The sequence below is a fragment of the Acinetobacter sp. ANC 7912 genome, assembly GCF_039862785.1.
In the GTDB taxonomy this organism is placed as follows: domain Bacteria; phylum Pseudomonadota; class Gammaproteobacteria; order Pseudomonadales; family Moraxellaceae; genus Acinetobacter; species Acinetobacter thermotolerans.
Genome location: NZ_CP156795.1, coordinates 2,831,573 through 2,853,448 on the forward strand (window position 1 = coordinate 2,831,573; position 21,876 = coordinate 2,853,448).

The following is a 21,876-nucleotide window of genomic DNA, read 5'->3' on the forward strand; positions in this document are numbered from 1 at the left end:
ATTATATGATTCCGCACGTTTCACGTTTACTCGAACTTTGGCGCATTGCCGCGCACTATCGACTCGATACGTTGTTTCCTGCGGATGAACTCCCTGAAAAAGCCCGTCATGTGCTGTCCCTGATTCGTATGCATCCGGCAGCATGGTCTAGTCGTGAACGCAAGAATCCGCTCAAGCTGAAAGAAGCTTTGGAGGAAATGGGGCCGTTGGCAATCAAATTGGGGCAATTGCTGTCGACCCGTCGCGACCTGATTCCACCTGAAGTGCTACAACAACTGGTCCTGCTACAAGACCAGGTCAAGCCATTCGACAATGATCTAGCGAAAATGCGCATTCAGGAATCCCTGAAAGCTGATGTAAATACCCTGTTTGCCCGTTTTGATGCTCAGCCATTAGCTGCTGCATCGATTGCGCAGGTGCATACTGCCGCCCTGCATGATGGCCGTGAAGTGATTGTCAAAGTCACCCGTCCTAACATCCGCAAACAGATTCTGCAGGATTTTGAAATCCTCAGCTGGCTGGGTGATTTTTTAGAAAAACGTCTGGAAGCCGCCCGTGCCCTGCACCTGAATGAAATTATTCAGGACTATCGTCAGATTATTCTGAATGAGCTAGATCTGACGCTAGAAGCGGATAATACCCGCCGTATGCGCCATTATTTCACTGGCTCGAGCATGATGTATGTCCCTGAAGTCTATATGGACAGTAAGGATGTGCTGGTTGCGGAACGGATTACCGGTGTACCGATCTCGGATGTCGAAACCTTTGACAAGCTGGGTATGGATCGTGCCGATCTGGCGCGTAAAGGCCTGACCATCTTCTTTACTCAGGTCTTCCGTGACAACTTCTTCCATGCCGACATGCACCCGGGCAATGTCTTTGTGGAAACCATCAATCCGGCCAATCCACGCTTTATTGCGCTGGACTGTGCGATTATGGGTGAGCTGTCCAAGCATGACCAGATGACGGTCGCACGTATGTTGCTGGCGGTCATGAATAGCGACTTTATGCAGCTAATTCAGATTGTGCATCAGGCGGGCTGGATTCCACCAGGTACTGATCAGGATGCACTCGCCCGTGAAATGCGCCGGACCGTGGGACCAATGGTGTCTAAACCGATGCACGAGCTGGACTTTGCCGGTATTCTGATTCAGGTCATGGATATTGCACGTCGTTTTCACCTGGAAATTCCACCACAACTGATGTTGTTATTGAAAACATTAGTCCATGTGGAAGGCTTGGGTACTGATCTGTATCCAGAACTGGACATCTGGAGTCTGGCCAAACCAATCCTGACCGATTGGGTTAAAGCCCAGATGAATCCGCAAAAGAATATTAAGGAACTCGGACAAAAAATCCCGGATCTATTGCTCGGCGCTCAAGACCTGCCAACTTTAATGATTGATAGTTTGAATGGTCTTAAAAATCAGTCTGCCTGGCATGCCAAGCAGCTCAATGAATTACAAAGCATGCGTTTACAAATGGAACATCAGCAAAAACGCAGCTGGATTTTTGGCAGTATCATGGCGATTCTACTGACGATTGCCATTATTTCGCCTTGGTTTATCTCAGTCATTCTCATTGTACTGGTAAGCATTCTTGCAGTCTGGCGGATTGCTAAATAATTTAAAAAAGCTTGATCTGTTCAAGCTTTTTCATCCCCTAATGACTTTCAAGTCACCTTCGAATACTTCTCGCCATTGGACTGAATACACTTTGGTTTAAAATAACCTCACTTTAAATTTTAATTGCGGTGTCATGATCCAGATTTTACAGAAACCTGCTCCCGCCCTTACCATTCGTGCTGGTCATTTAGCACGAGAAATGATTTTGAAGGAAGGTTTACAGCCAGCACAGGTCAAGATTATTCCCGGTGCGGCAGGCGGCCCAAAGGGTATTGGCATTCAGGGTCTGGATCAGGCGATTTTTGGCGATTTCCTACAACGTGCTCCGCAACGGTGTACCTTAATTGGTTCTTCTATTGGTAGCTGGCGTTTCGCTAGTATTGCAGCACATGGTGCTAAACAAGGTACTGAGTTACTCGGTGAGTTATATACCAATCTAAGTTTTCATAAAAAAATGAGCCGCCAGCAAGTGAGTGACATCTGTTATGACATGCTGAAAACCCTGGTTCAAGGTAAAGAAGCTGAGCTAGTCAATCACCCTGACTACCACCTGGCGGTACTTTCGATTAAAGCCCAGCATATTTTCCAGAGTGATAAAGCCCTTCCTTTACTCGCTTCTGTAGCAGGAATTGTAGGCACAACTGCTCTAGGGCGTCGTCATAGCCGCCATTTTATGCAGCGTGTGATCAGTCAACCGAGGATGGGCTCTCAATTTAAAATTACGGATGATGACTTTAGTACCCATTATCAGACTCTAACGGAGCAAAATGTATTGCCATGGCTGATGGCTTCTGCCTCGATTCCAGGGGTGATGGCAGCCATTCGGGAAATTCCAGATGCACCACAAGGCAGCTACCGGGATGGTGGCCTGATTGACTATCATATTGACCTGCCTTTCGAAACCGATGGTCTTGTGCTCTATCCACACTTTACCGACAGTATTACGCCGGGCTGGTTCGATAAACTATTTAAACGCACGGCCACTCCTGAAAATCAGGCACGAACTTTGCTCATCTCTCCCTCACAGCAATATCTACAAAGCTTGCCGCTGGGACGTTTGCCAGACCGCAAGGACTTCACCTTAAAAGGATTGGATCAAAAGCAACGCATCCAGCTCTGGAAAGCCTGTATTGCCGAAAGCCAACGTCTAGGTGATGAATTCCTGGAACTGGTCGAGAAACAGCGCTTCGCTGAAGTGATGCAACCCTTGTAATTGCCTACCCTGCCCCGAACTAAGGGACAGAATTGTTTTTTATTTTTGAATTGTTGAGATTTATGCAGAAATTTTTAGTTGTCCTGCAATATGCATGTTTAGCCTTTGGCGTTTATTTGATTTATAGCGTGGGTATGGCGCTATATACCCAGCAATTTGAATTGATGGAACTGGTCGCAGATATTGGTACGATCCTGATCTGTATTGATCTGGGTGTGTTTCTTTTTACCAGTCGCAACAAGCAAGGCTTAAGTCTGGAAGAATATGCACGACAGTTGGAACAAGCGCCTTCTAAACTGGTCTATGTGACACGTAAATTAGGTCATCTGGGCATTATGCTAATTATCTGTAGCTGGATCGTACCGATTATCAATTCATAAGAAACATTCAATAAAAAAAACCTCCACTCGGGAGGTTTTTTTGATGCTTAAAAATTACTTCGAACCTTTAATCCCGGCCTGTAATAACAATACACCTAAACCACCAATCTTGTTTTCTTGTGGCTTAGATTGTGGTTTCTTGCCTTGCGGGCGTTCACCACGTGCCTGCTGTGGACGCTTGCCTTGAGGCTTACGCTCACCACGCTGTTCATTATTCTGTTCACGACGTGGCTGACGTGGTGCTTTCGCATGTGCTTCTGAGCCTTCTGGACGCATCGACAGGTTGACACGGTTACGTTCTACATCCACGTTTAAGACACGAACCTGAACGATCTGACCTGGTTTCACCACTTTATGTGGATCAGCAATGAATTCATTGGCCAGTTCAGAAATATGCACCAGACCGTCCTGATGCACACCAACATCCACGAATGCACCAAAGTTGGTGACATTAGTCACCACACCTTCCAACTGCATACCTTCAGTCAGCTGCGCCACTTCAGTAATGTCATCACGGAACTTCGCAGTACAGAATTCTGGACGCGGGTCACGACCCGGTTTTTCCAGTTCGCTCAATACATCCTGAATCGTTGGCAGACCGAATTTATCATCCACAAATTCTTCAGCATTGACCTGACGAATAATTTCAGTATTGCCGATGATGTCTTTTACAGTTGTAGCTTTAGAAGCAACAATCTTATTCACCAGTTCATAAGACTCTGGGTGCACTGCAGATGCATCTAATGGCTCAGAACCATTTTGAATGCGCAGGAAGCCTGCTGCCTGTTCAAAAGTACGTTCACCTAAACGCGGTACTTTTTTCAGATCCTGACGGTTGTCAAAACGGCCATTTTCCTTACGGAATTCCACGATTTGCTGCGCAATCGATTTATTCAGACCCGCGATATAACCCAGAATTGCCGCCGATGCTGTATTCACATCGACACCGACCGAGTTCACACAATCTTCAACAACTGCTTCCAGCGTTTGAGCCAGACCAGTCTGGTTGACGTCATGCTGGTATTGACCCACACCAATCGATTTAGGATCGATCTTCACCAGTTCAGCCAGGGGATCTTGCAAACGGCGTGCAATCGATACTGCACCACGAATAGATACATCCAGCTCAGGCAATTCCTGAGATGCCAATTCAGATGCTGAATAGACTGATGCACCTGCTTCTGATACAGAAACACGGGTTAGGTTTAGATCCGTATTGGCAGCCATCATTTCAGCAATGAGTGCTTCAGTTTCACGGCTTGCGGTACCATTCCCAATCGCGATCAGGTCGACATTGAATTCACGGCATAGACGTACCAGTTCAGCCAGTGAACCTTCTTTATCTTCTTTTGGTGCAAATGGATAAATCGTGCTATGTGCCAGTACATCACCTGACTCATTTACCACAGCCAGTTTCACACCAGTACGGATCCCCGGATCGACGCCCAGTGTGGTACGTGCGCCAGCTGGTGCAGACAATAATAAATGACGCAGATTCTCAGCAAACACCTGCATCGCTTCTGCTTCTGCTGCCAGACGTTTTTCAGTCAATAAAGAATGTTCAACCGTTGGACGTACTTTACCGAGCCAGAACAGTTTTGCAGTCTGTTTCAGGAAATCCTGACGGGATTGTGGCTGGATCGCATCCAGATTGTATTCGGTTTCAATACGCGCCAATGGTGCTTCATCTTCACCATCCACTTTTAAGCCTAGGACATTTTCCTGACGGCCACGCAGCATCGCCAATAAACGGTGCGAAGGAACTTTGTTTAGGCTTTCTGAAAAATCAAAGTAATCGCGGAATTTTTTACCGACTTCTTTTTTCTCATCGCTGGCAACTAAACTTTTTAAAATGGCAGTTTTTGCAAATGTCGCTTTCAGTTCAGCAGTCAGCGCAATGTTCTGCGCCCACTCATCAATCAGAATGTGCTGGATGGCATCGAGCTGGCTTTCCAGATCCGGATAATCTTCATGGCTAAAGCCAGCCAGTGCTTCTGCCGGATCAACTTCTTCCTGGAAAATTCGTTCTGCAATTGGACCAAGACCAGCTTCTTTCGCCTTGAAAGACTTGCTAGTACGCTTCGGACGGTACGGCGCATAGATCTCTTCAAGTGCATTCTTGGTTTCAGCGGCATTGACACGCGCCAATAAATCATCAGTCAGTTTATTTTGTTCTTTTAGTGATTCAATCACCTTTTCACGGCGTTCAAACAAATCACGTAAATACGATAAACGTGTGTCGAGCTGGCGAAGTTGCGTATCGTCTAGGCCCTGTGTTACTTCTTTACGGTAACGTGCAATAAATGGAACACTGGCACCTTCATCAATCAATTTGATGGCAGCTTCTACTTGATTTGGACGTACGGCAAGTTCTTTTGCCAACTGCTGAACTAAGTCAGTCATCGTGTTTGATCCCACAAGGATAAGTACTAAATGGCATGATTATAAAGACCAGGTCTATAAAATCCACAATTGTTTTTATTAATTTAGCTCAAGGAATTATATCAGTTGTCAGATGTGCTGAAATGAATAATGGATGAGTCACGATATCCCCTCATGCAAATAGGCCAATAAAAGCGAAACTTTTCGCCCTGAGATGTATATATTTGGTATCTACACCTTGATTTTAACTGCGATTTTTGTTGCTTTAGAGCATAGTCAATCGTTATAAATGAATCGTATACTCAAGACATCACTTAGTTTTTGTTTAAGACGACAATAAAGAATAAAGGAGCACCTCATGAGTTTAGTTGTACCCGCTGAAAAATCCGATGCAGTACATACCGAAACCGATCGGGTAGAACGCATTCTGGTTGTCGATGACGATGTCCGTTTACGTACTTTGCTGCAGCGCTTTCTGGAAGATAAAGGATTTGTAGTCAAAACAGCGCATGATGCAACCCAGATGGATCGACTGTTGCAGCGGGAACTGTTCTCTCTGATCGTGCTCGATTTTATGCTTCCGGTTGAGGATGGTCTGAGTATCTGTCGTCGTTTACGCCAATCCAATATCGACACCCCGATTATTATGCTCACTGCACGTGGCAGCGACTCAGACCGTATTGCCGGTCTGGAAGCTGGCGCTGATGATTACCTGCCAAAACCATTTAACCCAAATGAGTTACTCGCACGTATCCGTGCCATCTTACGTCGTCAAGTACGTGAAGTTCCAGGCGCGCCAAGCCAACAAATGGAAGTCGTTTCCTTTGGTCCATGGTCACTGGATTTATCTACCCGCACCCTCACCCGCGAAGGTCAAGTCGTAACCTTAACCACTGGCGAATTTGCCGTTCTAAAAGCCCTAGTACAACATCCACGTGAACCACTGACACGTGACAAGCTTATGAATCTGGCGCGTGGTCGTGAATGGGGTGCCATGGAACGTTCGATTGATGTTCAGGTGTCTCGCCTGCGTCGTCTGGTCGAGGAGAACCCGGCTCGTGCGCGTTACATTCAAACAGTTTGGGGTGTCGGTTACGTCTTCGTTCCAGATGGTGCTGAATAATTTAAAAGAAATAAAAAGGGACTATTAAATTTATGTTTAATGTCCCTCATGCTATTCGTTATCTTCCCACTTAAATTTTATTTTTTAAAGAGGACTGAACCAGCGAATAGCATAGCTAATTTAAGTAACTATTTCTACTTGTTCTAAAATAAAATTCAATTTCCTTAATCAAAGGCAAAAGTGGCAATTTTTTCTCTAACAATATTTTTACTACTTAATGCCTACAGGATGCTGGTGTGAAACTCGACCCCATCGACCCACAAGAATTTACTGATTTTGTCCGTTATTCAGAAAAGAAACGCACCCCTTGGGAACGTTTTCTCGACAAGATCAAACCGCGTTCAGCCGCTATGCGCACGGCTGTCCTGGTTCTATTTGTGGTGCTATTTAGCCTGTTTATGTCGATGTGGTTCTTTTGGCGCACCCTGTATCTTCCAGAAATTCAGCACCATGCACGCTATCTCGCTGTTGAACTGGAAATTCTACATAACCCTGACTTACGCATGTATCACCATGATCAGGAAGTGGATATCGATGCTTACTTAAAAAACCGCATTGGCATTGAATACATCACTAATCCTAAGCAATTTCCCAATATTCGTGAAAAAGTCATTGCTGAGTTTTTTACCAATAAAATTGAGGAAAAGCTGGCTAATGAACTTCGCATTCAAGAAGCAACCGTTTATTTCCAGTTCAAGCCAAGTCCACGCATCTGGATCCAAACCCCTGAAATGAATGGCAACTGGGTACGTGAACCACTAAAAACCTATGCCAACTATAGTCCTGAACTCATTTTTGCTTGGTTGCTGGGTATTCCACTGATTGCCGGTATCATCATTCTGACCTTAGTTCGTCAGCTGAATCGCCCTCTACGTCGTTTACAGAATGCCGCAAACAGCTATAGTAAAACTGGCTCAGCACCTTATCTGGATACCAACCACGGTCCGCTAGAAATCCGTCAAGTGAACCATGCCTTTAACCAGATGATTTATACGCTGGATCAGACTGAACGTGATCGCCGTATCATGCTTGCCGGGATCTCTCATGACCTGCGTACTCCCCTAACCCGAATCCGTCTAAGTGCTGAAATGATGCCAGATGAAGATTTTCTGAAAGAAGGTTTGATTTATGATGTGGAGGATATGGATGCAATTTTAAATCAGTTCATTTCCTATATGCGGGATGGATCGGATGAAGAACCTCAGGAAACCAACGTCAATACTTTATTACAAGAACTGGTAACCCAGTTTAAGCCACTCGATATCCGTTTTACTCCACAGGAATTGCCCCTGATTCAGGCACGTAGTATGTCACTTAAGCGTTTGATTGGTAACTTAATTAATAATTCTAAACGCTATGGTGCCGAACCCATCGAGCTTTCCGCCCATACTGATCAGGATCGATTACTGATCAAAGTCGCAGATCATGGTGAAGGTATTCCTGAAGACCAGATTGAAGATTTGATGCAACCTTTTGTGCGTGGAAATTCCGCGCGTACCGTGCAAGGTAGCGGTTTAGGCTTAGCCATTGTCAAACGGATCGTAGACATCCATTCCGGTGAATTACATATTCATAATCGTCCCGAAGGCGGCCTTGAAGCGATTATTTCACTACCCTTAAATCAGGATGAATCAGAGACTCCGACTGAGCCAACGACACTAGAAAAAATCCGCCAAACTATCACTGATCATTTTTAACGACAGCTTAATATTTAAACATTTAAACTTTCGATTTTATTTCACCTTTCATATAAAATATATATTAATCAATATATTAAAAATCATCATGGTTTTTTATACTGTTATTTAGCTAAAAAATTAGACCTTAGCCTAACACCTATGCAAAATACTTTTTTTGATCGGTACAATCCGTATCAGTGTTCAGGAATTTAAGAGAGTTCAAATGTCTTTAGACCGTATCCGTTTAGCATCCCTACACAATAAGGTAATGAGTGCAGAACAAGCAGCCCAGTTCATCAAAGATGGCATGACTGTAGGTATGAGTGGCTTCACCCGTGCAGGCGAAGCGAAAGCGGTTCCACTGGCTCTGGTGCAGCAGGCAAAAGCGAACCCATTAAAGATTACTCTTATCACTGGTGCCTCTCTGGGTAATGACCTGGACAAACAACTAACAGAAGCCGGTGTATTGGCACGTCGCCTGCCATTCCAGGTAGACAACACTTTACGTAAAGCCATCAACAAAGGCGAAGTGATGTTCATCGATCAGCACTTGTCTGAAACTGTTGAACAAATGCGTAACCAGCAGCTGAAAAAACCAGATGTAGCAGTGATTGAAGCAGTCGCGATCACTGAAGACGGCGGCATCATTCCTACAACTTCGGTTGGTAACTCTGCAAGCTTTGCCATTTTTGCAGAAAAAGTCATTGTAGAAATCAACACAAACTTAAGCCCAGCATTTGAAGGCTTACACGATATCTATATCCCAACTTATCGTCCAACACGTCAACCTATTCCACTGACTCAAGTAGATGAGCGTATTGGTACCCATGCAATCAATATTGATCCATCTAAGATTGTCGGTATCGTATTTAACGGTGAATACCACGACTCTCCATCAACTGTGACTGAACCGGATGATGAGACTCAATCTATTGCCAACCACCTGATCGCATTCTTCGAAAAAGAAGTGGCAGCAGACCGTTTACCGAAAAACCTTGGCCCACTTCAGGCAGGTATTGGTTCAATTGCCAACGCAGTATTGACTGGTCTAAAAGAATCTAACTTTGAAGACCTGATCATGTACTCGGAAGTACTGCAAGACTGTACTTTTGCCCTGATCGATGCAGGTAAAATGAAATTTGCTTCAGGCTCCTCTATTACTCTTTCTGCAAAATACGGCGAAAAAGTATTTAACAACCTTGAGCAATACAAAGACAAACTTGTGCTTCGTCCACAAGAAATCTCAAACCACCCAGAGCTGGTACGTCGTCTAGGTATTATCGGGATCAATACTGCGCTTGAATTCGATATCTACGGTAACGTGAACTCTACTCACGTTTGCGGTAGCAAAATGATGAACGGTATCGGTGGTTCAGGTGACTTCGCACGCAACGCACACATTGCAATCTTCGTGACCAAGTCTATTGCGAAAGGCGGTGACATCTCTTCAGTTGTCCCAATGGCATCTCACGTTGACCACACCGGTCATGACGTTGACGTACTGGTTACTGAACAGGGCCTGGCAGACCTACGTGGTCTGGCACCTCGTGAGCGTGCTCGTGCCATCATCGATAACTGTGTACACCCAATGTACAAAGATGCACTGAATGATTACTTCGACCGTGCCTGTGCAAAAGGTGGTCAAACCCCTCACCTGCTAAATGAAGCATTAAGCTGGCATGAAAACTTTGAAGCAACAGGTTCTATGTTAAGTCCTGCTGCGAAAGAAGCGAAATCTGCATAATTAATCGCATCATCAAAAAACGCCCTTCGGGGCGTTTTTTATTGGGAGGGTTAAAAGAATTGGATCTGACTTGCGATCGATTCTCCTATATCAGCAAACCCATCAAAAGATAATCGAAACTCAATTATTCCAATGGAAACCACCTCTTGATTGATTTGTAAAATTAGCTGCCCTTGTGCATTACGGTAAAAAAAGCTTGTCAGCCTGCTTAAACCTTATTGTTGATGGAGTTCATACTGGTTTAACGCCTCAATGATTTTAAGTCCATCTAAACGATGCGGATCCATTGCAGTTTAAATTGAGTTGTCTTGCCCTGTAACCCTGGCCAAAGCATTATCTTCTAACACTTGCATAGTGGATGAACGATAGAATTCTGCTTTAGCCGTAGTAGTCATCATACCCAAGACCATCATCATGAGTATGCAAGAAACGACCCGATACATACGACTGCCTTCAATGACACGTACGATATTGTACGTATCATTGAAAATAGCACTTTCTCACACACCCAACACTACCATTCATCTTATTGATTTATTAAATATTTTTAAAAAATTTCAACGCATTTTTTTATATGATTACGGTATTTAATTTGCATAAATCTTCTGGATTTTTACCCCTCCATATTTTTGGAGGAATTGTAAAGTAAATACTTAAAAATATTATAGACTTTAAATTTATCAACTGCGCCCTCATACTTCTTTTAACGAGAATATTCAGGAAATTTCATGCGTGTAGATATCTGGTCTGATGTGGTTTGCCCTTTTTGCTATATTGGAAAAAAACGTCTGGAAGCGGCTGCAGCACAAGTTGGTGTAGAGCTTGAAGTGCATTGGCATAGCTTTCAGTTAGATCCTGAAGCACCAGCACGTCAGGAAATTTCCAATTCAGAACGTTTAGCACAAAAGTATGGTCGTAGCATTGCAGAAGTTGAAGAGATGCAATGCAATATTGCTGAGATGGCCAAAGCTGAAGGCATTGAATTTAACTGGGAAGGTGCCAATTCCGGCAATACCTTTAATGCACATCGCATCATTCACTTGGCACAAAGCAAAGGCTTGGGCAATGAAGCTGAAGAAGCATTTTTCTATAGTTACATGACTCAAGGTCTGCCGATTGGTGAGCGTGAAACTTTGGAAGATGTTGCTGCACGTATTGGCCTAAATCCGGTTGAAGTCGATGATGTGCTGGATTCAGATGAATTTGCAGATTTCGTCAAGTTTGATCAGGAGCTGGCACGCGACCAACTCAAAGTGACGGGTGTGCCGTTCTTTGTCTTTGATCAACGTATTGCACTAGCAGGTGCTCAACCCAAAGAAGTCTTTGTACAGGTATTGGAAAAAGCCTTAGAAGGCCCACAAGCAGCAGCGCCACAGTGTACTGATGAACAGTGTGAAGTCCCTAAATCTGAATAATTACACTTATATAAAAATCCCCATCTGGTATGGGGATTTTTTATTTCAGATTATTCGACCAAAAAACTAATTTTAAGATTGACCCGGTACTCTGTGATCTTATTCTCCTTGACCACGACCTTCTGTTCATTAATCCAAGCACCCTGAACATTTTTTACTGTTTCTGTCACTTTGGTAATTCCACTCTGGATGGCATCCTCAAAGCTTTTCGTGCTGCTTGAATTGACTTCGACCACTTTTGCAATAGCCATAATGGAGCTCTCTTGTTATGATGAATGAACTCTCATCATAGTGAATTTGATAATTTTAAAATGTCTGTTTAAACATCTCACAGCAAATCCTTACACAGGTTTTACATTGTATTATTGACTATATGATGACGAACTTTAGAGAGGATTATGCATCTGTTTTATGCTCATCCTATCTCAGTTTAGAGTTATCAAAATCAGGTCTTGGTTCATCGCTAGGCATCATCAAAAATAGAGTAAAAATTCTAATTATTTGTTTTTAATCAATAATTTTTTATAATTTTAACAAAATTGCCGAATTGATCATTTTTTCATAGCAGTAGATTGATATGATTATTCACGTAAATAAGGTTCAATTTTCTCCCAGTTCGACATCTCGAACATCTGTTTAAAAGGTGATGTTATGAACGCAATTAAATTTGCTTTGGCTGCAGCTGTGATGGCTTTTTCAGTAACTACGACTGCTCAGATTGTCTATACACCAGACTTTCCAACTAAACAGGCACCTGCAGTTGAAACTGCTTCAGCCGATACAGCTGGAACTGCTCAACAGGCTTAGGTTTTAAATTGCTTTTTACTACAACAGGCTGCTTATGCGGCCTGTTTTTTATTGTGATCTTTGACACTTTTCCAGATTTTACTGAGTGAAATCTCTAGAAAATATTTGATAAAAAATAACATTTTTTTATTTTCCTTGCCTATAATCAAAAAATAACCAATTTTAATTATATCCAGTTTGCTATGAATGAATTGCAGGCATTAGTACAAGGTAAACTTTCTCCTCAGGCATTTCCCATTGATCGTCTACTCCAGATCGCGGAACAATATACAGATCCTAACTCTGCCGAATATAAACTGATTGAACTGGCAGCCAATATTCTTCTGGCTCAAAGCCTGGATAAAGCACTCAAATATGTGTAGCAGATCGCCATGATGAATGCCCTTGAAAAAATCCATCTGATTAAAGAATTACATCAACTCGGACATGATTTAGAGCATCGTAACCTCAGTCTATATGAAGTCGCTCGTTCTAAAAAGCGGGTACATGAAATTTTTCTGCAATGTAATGAACCTATTTTCAAAAAGCAAATTTTGGCATTTAAAACCCGTACTCAGCCTGAAATAGCTGCACAGGAATTTGCAAAAGAAAGCCATTATTATTACAGCTATCGCGGATTTTTCCAGGATCACCAGACTTTACAAACTACTCTCTATGCTCATCCTCTTTCTGGCTGGGCTTTCCTGCATGATCCTAAACGTGGCTGGCAAATCTGGTTAATCCCTTCTCCGAATCGTCAGGCTCTGGTCAGTGAGTGGGCGGATATTGAACAAAGTTTTAAATGGTTATTACATCAGCAAGAACTTTCCTCATGTCTAAAGACTGATATGGAATTACAGGCTGCTGCAACCACTTTATCCTTGGAAATGATCGAGGATAGCTCTCCTGCCCCAAGCATTGACCCTTATATCTCCAAACGTGAAATCAGAGAGGAGTTATCAGCTGTTCAGGATTTACCATCTGAAAATAGCGTTGATCTTCAACCTCAAATACAACCAGCAGCGATCGACACCATAGATCTGGTCCGCGAGGAACCACAGCCTGACAATACTGAAAAGACAGTTAAACTAGAGATTTCTGCTTCTTTACAGTGGCAAAACCTCTCCTTTCAAGTTTCAGAATTTAACTTTGCTGTGCCTCAAAATTTCTATCAACTTCAGTTAGAACACCCAGCGATTGAAAACCATGTAAAAATAGCCTGGTACAATCAAAAAGAAACTGACTTAAATCAACAGCCTGTATATCTAGCGGAACAAGTTGATCACCTCGGACGCTTTAGCCATTATGCTATGCTCCTAGGTGTGCCAGAATGGCAGAAAGCCATTGAGTTGATACAACTTTGGGGAAAGCAGGCTGGATATCGAATCGCTGCGATTAAAAGCGTCTCTTCCACTGAGTTAAGCACACAATTTTTGCAATTGGATTCACTTTATCACGCTTATTCCCAACAGGCCCGATTGATCTGGCAGCAGGAGAATTATTCTCCGTATATTCCTCTGCATCTGATAGTTACTAAGAAATTGATAACATTTGATGAAGTAGAAGCAGAGTTTCATACTCCAATGCTGCTCCTAGAAGAACGGCAAAAACTGCGTTTGATCCATGGTGAAAAACGGCTTTCGCTATCATCATCTGAACAGGTTTATCCTTGTCTAATCCTGAAACGTGATCAGCAAATTAACTGGCAGATGATTCATCAAATTATTCTTGATTTTAAAGAACCCATAGATGTTCATGCGCTATATGATGCCATTCTCAGTAAAGCCTTAGAAAAATTGATGTAATTTTGTATCCCTTGATTGATTCAATCTCGCTCTTCTGCAAAGTTATATTTGAAATACAAAGAAAAAGAGCAAGATGACCTTATGACGACAAACAGAATTTTGCCACTCCCCCTAATTCTGGTCAGTCTCGCCTGTATCAGTCCCACGATATGGGCAACACCTGACCAGTCTGAACCTGATATACGGACAGAAGAATCTCCTAATAAGAATATAGAGGAGCCAGAGCCGGCAAAAGGATTTAGTTTATTGGATCAGATCCCTAAATTAATTGATAGTACTCCCACGATTCTTCCTCAACAATCCAATGAGCCAATTGTGCCCCGCACCACTGAAACTGAAGACAGAAGTTGGGTGGATCGCCAGCAAAAAGGGGTACGCAATTGGGCAGATCAAACTGCAGACAAAATGAACAACTGGTTTGGAAAACCCAATGAAGACGAACCAGCACATGCGACCTTACGTGTGATCTTAGATAATAGCTGGAATAAATACGACGAATATGAGATCAAGCCCCGTATTCGTGGCCGGATCAAGCTTCCTACCCTAGAACGTAAACTGAGCCTGGTTTTTGGTGATGACAGCTTGGATAACGAGCTGGAAGGAAATATCGCAATTACCAATGAAAATCCAGGGAGTGAACCGGGCAAACGCTTGGATCGTAGTCGAACCCGGGAAGACAACAGCTCTCTGGCCTTACGTTGGTCCGAACTGTCGAAAAAATTGCCTTTCGAAACCGATCTAGATTTGGGTGTCCGTTCCGGAGATGACCTCTATGTACGTTTAAAGGCCAGTCGCGACTGGGAGTTACACAATGATTTTAGTTTCCATGCGGAACAGATCTATCGTTATGGTATCGATAGCGAAAACTATCTACGTACCAACCTGGAATTGACCCATGCACGTCCCAATGAAGCCTTTCTTTCCAACCAGTTAAGTCTGACCTATGCCGATGAACAGGAGGATGATCTGCGCTGGGATAATTACACCTTCCGTCAGCATCAGTTCTTTAATGACCATCGTTTCAGCTACGGCGTTTATACCGGTGGTTATATGAATGACACCAACTTGCGCCTGAACAGTTGGGGACCTTATGTTTCCTGGCGCCAGCCTTTTCTGCGGGAATGGTTTTTTATACAGACCGATGTCAATTATTTGAACGACCATCGTGAAGACCGTAGCCATTATTTAGGTGCTGCCCTGCGTCTGGAAGCTATTTTCTAAATTTCAACTCATCCAGAAATAAAAAAGCCCTTCTTTGGAAAGGCTTTTTTCTAGTTTCTTCACTTAAGCAAGTAATAAGCTATTAATGCGTTTGACATATTCAGCCGGATTGTCTGGTAAACCACCTTCAGCAATCACCGCCTGATCAAAGATCACATTGGCCAGATCTTCGAACTGCTCCGAGCTTTCCAGTTTTTTCACCAATGGATGCTCAGGGTTAATTTCCAGAATCGGTTTGCTATCTGGTACAGACTGACCCGCATCTTTGAGCATACGGATCAGTTGTGGCGACAACTCCCCTTCACCAGTCACCAGACAGGCTGGGGAATCCACCAGACGAGTGGTTACACGCACTTCTTTGGTTTTATCTTTTAACGAGTCAGTCAATTTTTCTACCACAGGCTTAAACTGCTCAGCCGCTGCTTCAAGCGCTTTCTTCTCTTCAGCATCCTGTAGATCACCTAAATCTACAGCACCTTTAGACACGTTTTTCAGTGGTGTACCATCGAACTCATGCACGAAATTCATGGCCCACTCATCCACACGCTCAGTCATCAGCAGTACTTCAATGCCTTTTTTCTTGAATACTTCCAGCTGAGGTGAGTTTTTCGCTGCATTCAGGCTTTCAGCGGTCACATAGTAAATCGCTTTCTGACCTTCTTTCATACGGGCTTTGTAGTCTGCTAATGAAGTGCTGACTTCATCATTGGTTGAAGTCGCGTAACGCAGCAGTTTCAGGATACGTTCACGATTACTAAAATCTTCACCCAAACCTTCTTTCAGTACCGCACCAAATTCACGGTAGAAGGTCTTGAATTTTTCCTGATCTTTTTCATCTTCAGATTTAGCCAGATTATCCAGCATGGTCAGCACACGACGGGTATTGCCCTCCCGGATAGTTTTTACATCGCGGCTTTCCTGCAGGAGTTCACGGCTCACATTTAATGGTAAATCGGCACTATCAACCACACCCTGTACGAAACGCAGATAATTTGGAATCAGGTTATCCGCATCATCCATAATAAATACGCGTTTCACATACAGTTTGATACCCGCTTTTGCATCACGGGTAAAAATGTCATGTGGTGCCTTGCTTGGAACATACAATAACTGGGTATATTCTGTGCTGCCTTCGACACGGTTATGGGTCCATGCCAGTGGTGCAGTAAAGTCATGGCTCAGGTTCTTATAGAACTCGATATATTGCTCTTCAGTAATTTCCGACTTGTTACGAGTCCACAGTGCACTGGCCGAGTTGATGGTTTCCCATTCATCGGTTTTCACATACTGACCACCTTTCGGTTCTTCACCTTCAGCAGCCTCTTCTTCCTGCCAGACTTCCTTTTGCATCTGGATTGGCAAGCTAATGTGGTCAGAGTATTTATTGATGATCTGCTTAACTTTATAACTATTTAGATAGTCATGGGCATCTTCACGCAGGTGCAGAATGATGTCTGTACCACGGCTTTCTTTAGTGATCTGTTCTACTTCAAATTCACCGGTACCATTACTGATCCAGCGCACACCTTCAGATTTATCTAAACCCGCACGACGTGATTCCACGGTAATCTTGTCCGCCACAATAAAGCCTGAATAGAAACCCACACCAAACTGACCGATCAACTGGGCATCGGCTTTCTGGTCACCTGTCAGTTTAGACATAAAGTCTTTGGTACCTGATTTGGCAATGGTACCCAGATTTTCAATCGCTTCCTGTTCGCTTAGACCAATACCATTGTCGGAAATAGTGATGGTTTTATTTTCAGCATCCAAGCTGACTCGAACATGTAAGTCTGGATCATTTTCATAATATTCAGGATGATTGATTCCTTCAAAACGCAGTTTGTCACATGCGTCAGATGCGTTAGAAATAAGTTCACGCAGGAAAATTTCAGGATTTGAGTATAGGGAATGGGTGACGAGGTGCAGTAACTGAGCCACCTCAGCTTGGAAACTGTGTTTTTGTGCGCTTGTTTCGCTCATTCTTCACTCCTTTCATTTTTATATAGACGTGCTGATGCCTATATGAATGGAGTGAGTTGTTTAATTTTCAATAGTCTCTTGCATTTTTCCCGCAAAAATTTTCATCAATTAGAATGAGCCTTGCTGATAGACCCGGTCTAAATGCAAATCCAGTTGTTGCTGACGCATACGGTAAACTTGGGCCAGACAATCCACAGATTCCCTACATTGATCACGAAATTCTAGCCATTTCACCTGTTCTCTCTGGATCACAGAACGCGTTCCCATCGGTACCAGATGCCGAACAATATTGTAACTGGTGACCATTTTCACATCCGCATCATTCAAAGTACGATTCTGGCAAATAGTTTTTTCAGTTGGAGTTTGGGCCTTCTGGCAATCAAAACTAGCCGCATGAGCTTGCGTCATCCATGCTGCAAAGAAGATCAATCCACTTTTCATCAACCACTTCATTATTGATCTTCCTTTTCTCTTATTCTGTAATCAATTTATCGTTAAGTTATGCCGTTAACTGTATTTGATACTGAGCAGTACACTCAATTAAATCACGTTATAAATCGTTGTTATTTTGCAATAAAAAAGCCCTATCCGTAGATAAGGCTTTTGTAGAATTCTAAAACTTAGAATTTGTAGCTGTAACCGATCGTGTAAACCATTGGATCAATATCCAGATCAAACTTAGCACCACCAGCCGCTTCAGTTAAAGTCACTTCAGGACTAATTTGAGCATAACGTGCATCAAAGAATACACCCCAGTTTTTTGCATCCGCTGGTTGGTAGTTAAAGCCTACTTGACCAGCAAAGCCAAAGTCTTCTTTAACATCTTTTGCTACACCACTTTCATCCCAGGCAATAAATGCTGTGCCACCTACACCGATATATGGTGTAAAGCGAGTTGAGTTTTTAAAATGGTATTTCGCTGTAACAGTCGGAGGTAATTGCTTAATTTTAGCTACCTTAGCACCATCTAATAACACATCATGACCGATAGGTGCTGCTAGAAGCAATTCAGCAGAAATATTGTCATTAAAGAAATATTCTACAGATGGAGTAAATGCTAATTCATTATCCGCTTCAACGGTACCCAAGCCTGTTTTTGTATCTCCAGTTGGCGCTAATGCAGAAGCCCCCACTTTCACTTGCCACTCACCTGCCATTGCAGATGCTGAAAGACCCATTAATGCAATTAGAGCAACTTGCTTTAACATTTTAAATACCCCATTGGAAGAATCATTATTAAGAAAAATACACCTTAATTAATAATAAACATGGCTGAAATTAATATGCAATAGGTATTATAAAATCAAATTTTAATTATTATTTAAGTATTTGTAATTATTTAATATTTATTTTAATCTGACCAACCTGGTTGGATTATAAAACCAACCAAGTTAATCTGATTTTATTATTATTTATTCTAAGTAAATAAGTCGGAATTAATAATATTTATTTAGTTTAAAATGTATGAAATATCACACAATCAAAGTACCATTGCCGCAATCCAACCAAAAATCAACAATGGAATGTTGTAGTGGATAAAGGTTGGAATCACACTGTCTTTCATATGGTCATGTTGACCATCCATATTCAGGCCAGAGGTTGGACCAAGGGTAGAATCCGACGCTGGAGAACCTGCATCACCCAAGGCTGCTGCAGTACCAATGATGGCAATGGTCGCTTCCGGACTAAAACCAAACTGGATACATAGCGGTACATAAATAATCGCCAGAATGGGCACAGTCGAGAAAGATGAACCAATGCCGAGTGTCACCAACAGACCAATCAACAACATCAGGAATGCTGCCAATGCCTTACTTTGACCAATCCACTCCACTGAAGCTTTCACCAGCTCAGGCACCTGATTGGTCGCATCAATTACGGCCGCAAAACCTTGTGCGGCAATCATGATAAAACCAACCAATGCCATCATACGCATACCGCTAATGATCACATCATCCGCTTCTTTCCATTTGAAAATACCGGCACAACTCAGGATCGCAACGCCGACCAGACCAGCCAGAATCATCGAATCGGAATAAAGCTGTACAGCCAACGTTGCCACAACTGCAATCACTGCCATCCAGATGGTGAACTTGGCAATTTGTGGTCGACCTGTATTCTGTTCTACACCTAGCTCTGCAGAAATACTCTGCTGCTGCTCGATAAGAACATCTTTGTAAATACGTGGCTTACGGTAGCTAATAAACATCGCAACCAGCAGACCAATGAACATACCAAACACAGGAATCGCCATAGCACCAGGAATCTGATCATTGCTGATCTGGAAACCATAGGCTTTACCAAAGGTATTGATGTTGTGGCCCAGAATGTCATTCAGGAAGATGGCACCAAAACCAACAGGCACTAACATATAGGTTCCCACCAGACCAAAGGTCAGCAGACAGGCTATCAGACGGCGATCCAGTTGCAGATGGTTAAATACCACTAGTAAAGGCGGAATCAGTACCGGAATAAAGGCGATATGAACAGGAATGACGTTTTGGGAGAAAACTGCAGCCAGCGCCACAGTAAAGAAGATCACGTATTTGACACGATTTTGTGCCTTGAGATCAGCCTCACCTTTCAAAGTACTGATCATTTTATAGGCCAAAAGATCTGGCAAACCAGAACGGGCAAGGGCGAGAGCAAAAGCACCTAAAATACCGTACGCCAGCGCGATTTTAGCGCCACCACCCAAGCCATTGTTAAATGCATCTAAAGTTCCCTGCAGGCCAAGACCTGCCGACAAACCACCAACCACTGCACCTATGACAAGGGCAAATACCACGGGGACGCGTGCCAGAGCGAGTCCGAACATGACTCCGATAGCAGCAAGAATAGCAAACATAATAAATCGGGAATGAGAGAAAAGGAGACATTTTATCAGAAAATAGAATAAAAATTCCCCTGCCTTTTTACCGCCGACAAATCGCGCTTATTTCTGTATTAAGCCTGTTGCTGGATAAACTCCCGGATATGCTGAGCAACCAGATCAGGCTGGCTCAAAATCGCCCAATGATTGGCATTGAGCACGACTTTTCTGAAATTTCGTACCCATTTCGGCAGTTCATCGACCAGTTCCGGACTGACAAAATTATCGTATTTCAACACAATCGCCTGTACCGGACAGATGGCATAACGCTCGCGCGGTTTCAGCAAACGTGGAATAAAATTAGCCCGATAGAGCTTGATGCCGTATTTACCATCCTTAACGATATTATGATTCAACGGCAGGTCATGTTTTCGTTCCAGCTGGTTTACTACCCGCCCCCAGCGTTCGGCATCAAAAAAGTTCCAGACGGCTGGTGCCAGACCTGGCAACTGGAATGCCACGATATACCAGGACTTACTTAATTGTTTAAAAAATCTTGATTTGTTCTGCTTGAATTGATTACGCATCCAGAAAGCCGCATGATCCAGACAAGGTCCTGAAATGGTAGTAAATGAAAGAATCCGGCCCTCAAAGCGAGGATCAGTCACCGATTCCCAAGACTGGATCGAGCCCCAGTCATGTGCGGCCAAATGAAAAGCTCGTCCTGGAATAATGGCATTAGTGATTTCTTCAAGATCCTTGCTCAGTCGTTCCAGACGGAAATCCGAAACACATTTTGGCACAGAGGACTCACCTGCCCCACGCACATCATAGGTCACAATAAAATAATCCTGTTCCAAATGATGGATCACATCCTTCCAAACTTCCTGATGATCCGGATAGCCATGCACCAAAACTAAAACAGGATTGGTGGTGATCCCAAAGGTACGTACGGCGAGACGCTGCTGATCACTGGTCGTCACCCATTGTGTTTGTGTTTCCATCTGGCCTTCCCTTATTGTTATTGACCCTTTATTGTATAACTCGGCATGATTTATCAATGCCATCGCAATTTTGTTGTTCTAGTATGCATAGCTAGAGAAGAAAAAAGAATGTCAGTATGAGCCTATTACGTAAAATTCAAAGCCTGCCCCTGATTACCAAATTCATGCTGAATCACTATGCACCGTATCGTGGAGCTAGGATTGAAGTGGATGAGCTGGATTACGCCAATAATCACATTCGCGTGAAAATGCCCCTCACCCGCAAAAACCGCAATGTGGTCGGGGTGCATTTTGGTGGCAGCCTGTATTCAATGGTCGATCCATTCTTTATGTTGCTGCTCATGCATCATCTGGGACCAAAATATATCGTCTGGGACAAGGATGCCAGCATCTCTTTCCTTTCTCCAGGCCGTGGTACGGTGTATGCGGACATTCGCATTGCTGTCAACGAAGTCAAAACCATTATTGAACTGGCCGCTGATCATTCACCGGTGTATCGTAACTATACCGTCGACATTTATGATGATTCAGGTGCCCGGATCGCAGAAGTACATAAAACAGTGTATATCCGTCGCAAAAAACCTAAAGCCTTATTCAAAGGCAAAGCAAGATAAGATGAACCCACAAAATAAAAGCGCCTAATCAGGCGCTTTTATCATTGAATGTGATGTCCCGTCCTGAAATAAGTTTACACCTTAAGAGAC

Annotated in this window: 19 protein-coding genes; 12 read left to right on the forward strand and 7 right to left on the reverse strand. The window is 43.2% G+C overall.

The features are described 5' to 3' along the window. The first annotated feature begins 5 nt into the window (after nucleotides 1–5). The 3 genes from ABEF84_RS13855 to ABEF84_RS13865 all read left to right on the forward strand — a co-directional run bounded on the left by ABEF84_RS13855 (nucleotide 6) and on the right by ABEF84_RS13865 (nucleotide 3,218). Nucleotides 6–1,625 (forward strand): AarF/UbiB family protein, encoded by a 1,620-nt coding sequence (locus ABEF84_RS13855; RefSeq protein ID WP_347453242.1) that lies wholly within the window; start codon nucleotides 6–8, stop codon nucleotides 1,623–1,625. Nucleotides 1,626–1,758: 133 nt separating this feature from the next. Beyond that, entirely contained in the window at nucleotides 1,759–2,838 is a 1,080-nt protein-coding gene (locus ABEF84_RS13860) for a patatin-like phospholipase family protein (protein WP_034587021.1), read from the forward strand. 62 nt (nucleotides 2,839–2,900) lie between these two features. After that, the gene (locus ABEF84_RS13865) at nucleotides 2,901–3,218 is read left to right on the forward strand and encodes a hypothetical protein (RefSeq protein ID WP_347453243.1); all 318 of its coding nucleotides are present in this window, start codon (nucleotides 2,901–2,903) and stop codon (nucleotides 3,216–3,218) included. A gap of 54 nt (nucleotides 3,219–3,272) precedes the next feature. On the opposite strand, the gene ABEF84_RS13870 is transcribed toward ABEF84_RS13865, so the two are convergent. Continuing rightward, nucleotides 3,273–5,621, reverse strand: a complete 2,349-nt coding sequence (locus ABEF84_RS13870; RefSeq protein ID WP_347453244.1) for a Tex family protein — start codon at nucleotides 5,619–5,621, stop codon at nucleotides 3,273–3,275. Nucleotides 5,622–5,958: 337 nt separating this feature from the next. Between ABEF84_RS13870 and ompR the strand changes: the two genes are divergently transcribed. The 4 genes from ompR (at nucleotide 5,959) to ABEF84_RS13890 (ending at nucleotide 11,561) form a co-directional block, all read left to right on the forward strand. Then, complete coding sequence (gene ompR, locus ABEF84_RS13875) at nucleotides 5,959–6,723, forward strand: two-component system response regulator OmpR (RefSeq protein WP_034587015.1); 765 nt, start codon at nucleotides 5,959–5,961, stop codon at nucleotides 6,721–6,723. A 236-nt stretch (nucleotides 6,724–6,959) separates the two neighbouring features. Beyond that, nucleotides 6,960–8,420, forward strand: coding sequence for an ATP-binding protein (locus tag ABEF84_RS13880; RefSeq protein ID WP_034587014.1), 1,461 nt, complete (start codon nucleotides 6,960–6,962; stop codon nucleotides 8,418–8,420). A gap of 205 nt (nucleotides 8,421–8,625) precedes the next feature. Further along, on the forward strand, nucleotides 8,626–10,146 hold the full coding sequence (locus ABEF84_RS13885) for an acetyl-CoA hydrolase/transferase family protein (RefSeq protein WP_034587013.1): 1,521 nt from the start codon (nucleotides 8,626–8,628) through the stop codon (nucleotides 10,144–10,146). 728 nt (nucleotides 10,147–10,874) lie between these two features. Next, nucleotides 10,875–11,561 carry a DsbA family oxidoreductase gene (locus tag ABEF84_RS13890; protein ID WP_034587010.1) on the forward strand — a complete coding sequence of 229 codons (687 nt, stop codon included), beginning with the start codon at nucleotides 10,875–10,877 and terminating at the stop codon, nucleotides 11,559–11,561. Between the two features lie 50 nt (nucleotides 11,562–11,611). On the opposite strand, the gene ABEF84_RS13895 is transcribed toward ABEF84_RS13890, so the two are convergent. Then, complete coding sequence (locus ABEF84_RS13895; RefSeq protein WP_034587939.1) at nucleotides 11,612–11,812, reverse strand: dodecin family protein; 201 nt, start codon at nucleotides 11,810–11,812, stop codon at nucleotides 11,612–11,614. A 400-nt stretch (nucleotides 11,813–12,212) separates the two neighbouring features. Between ABEF84_RS13895 and ABEF84_RS13900 the strand changes: the two genes are divergently transcribed. The 4 genes from ABEF84_RS13900 to ABEF84_RS13915 all read left to right on the forward strand — a co-directional run bounded on the left by ABEF84_RS13900 (nucleotide 12,213) and on the right by ABEF84_RS13915 (nucleotide 15,373). After that, on the forward strand, nucleotides 12,213–12,368 hold the full coding sequence (locus ABEF84_RS13900; RefSeq protein WP_171077712.1) for a hypothetical protein: 156 nt from the start codon (nucleotides 12,213–12,215) through the stop codon (nucleotides 12,366–12,368). Between the two features lie 182 nt (nucleotides 12,369–12,550). Next, nucleotides 12,551–12,730 carry a hypothetical protein gene (locus tag ABEF84_RS13905; RefSeq protein WP_034587942.1) on the forward strand — a complete coding sequence of 60 codons (180 nt, stop codon included), beginning with the start codon at nucleotides 12,551–12,553 and terminating at the stop codon, nucleotides 12,728–12,730. 9 nt (nucleotides 12,731–12,739) lie between these two features. Continuing rightward, the gene (locus ABEF84_RS13910) at nucleotides 12,740–14,152 is read left to right on the forward strand and encodes a hypothetical protein (protein ID WP_347453245.1); all 1,413 of its coding nucleotides are present in this window, start codon (nucleotides 12,740–12,742) and stop codon (nucleotides 14,150–14,152) included. 81 nt (nucleotides 14,153–14,233) lie between these two features. Further along, the gene (locus ABEF84_RS13915; RefSeq protein ID WP_347453246.1) at nucleotides 14,234–15,373 is read left to right on the forward strand and encodes a hypothetical protein; all 1,140 of its coding nucleotides are present in this window, start codon (nucleotides 14,234–14,236) and stop codon (nucleotides 15,371–15,373) included. A gap of 63 nt (nucleotides 15,374–15,436) precedes the next feature. Here ABEF84_RS13915 and htpG read toward each other — a convergent pair whose 3' ends face one another. From htpG to ABEF84_RS13940, 5 genes are all read right to left on the reverse strand, one after another. After that, nucleotides 15,437–17,356 carry a molecular chaperone HtpG gene (gene htpG / locus ABEF84_RS13920; RefSeq protein WP_034587944.1) on the reverse strand — a complete coding sequence of 640 codons (1,920 nt, stop codon included), beginning with the start codon at nucleotides 17,354–17,356 and terminating at the stop codon, nucleotides 15,437–15,439. A 108-nt stretch (nucleotides 17,357–17,464) separates the two neighbouring features. Next, nucleotides 17,465–17,809 (reverse strand): lysozyme inhibitor LprI family protein, encoded by a 345-nt coding sequence (locus ABEF84_RS13925; RefSeq protein WP_034587947.1) that lies wholly within the window; start codon nucleotides 17,807–17,809, stop codon nucleotides 17,465–17,467. 167 nt (nucleotides 17,810–17,976) lie between these two features. Then, nucleotides 17,977–18,564 (reverse strand): OmpW family protein, encoded by a 588-nt coding sequence (locus ABEF84_RS13930; RefSeq protein WP_034587949.1) that lies wholly within the window; start codon nucleotides 18,562–18,564, stop codon nucleotides 17,977–17,979. A 272-nt stretch (nucleotides 18,565–18,836) separates the two neighbouring features. Next, complete coding sequence (locus ABEF84_RS13935) at nucleotides 18,837–20,204, reverse strand: Na+/H+ antiporter family protein (protein WP_034587951.1); 1,368 nt, start codon at nucleotides 20,202–20,204, stop codon at nucleotides 18,837–18,839. Between the two features lie 98 nt (nucleotides 20,205–20,302). Continuing rightward, nucleotides 20,303–21,172 (reverse strand): alpha/beta fold hydrolase, encoded by an 870-nt coding sequence (locus ABEF84_RS13940; RefSeq protein WP_347453247.1) that lies wholly within the window; start codon nucleotides 21,170–21,172, stop codon nucleotides 20,303–20,305. A gap of 116 nt (nucleotides 21,173–21,288) precedes the next feature. On the opposite strand from ABEF84_RS13940, the gene ABEF84_RS13945 reads away from it, so the two are divergent. Further along, nucleotides 21,289–21,786, forward strand: coding sequence for a DUF4442 domain-containing protein (locus tag ABEF84_RS13945; RefSeq protein ID WP_347453249.1), 498 nt, complete (start codon nucleotides 21,289–21,291; stop codon nucleotides 21,784–21,786). The last annotated feature ends 90 nt before the right edge of the window (nucleotides 21,787–21,876 follow it).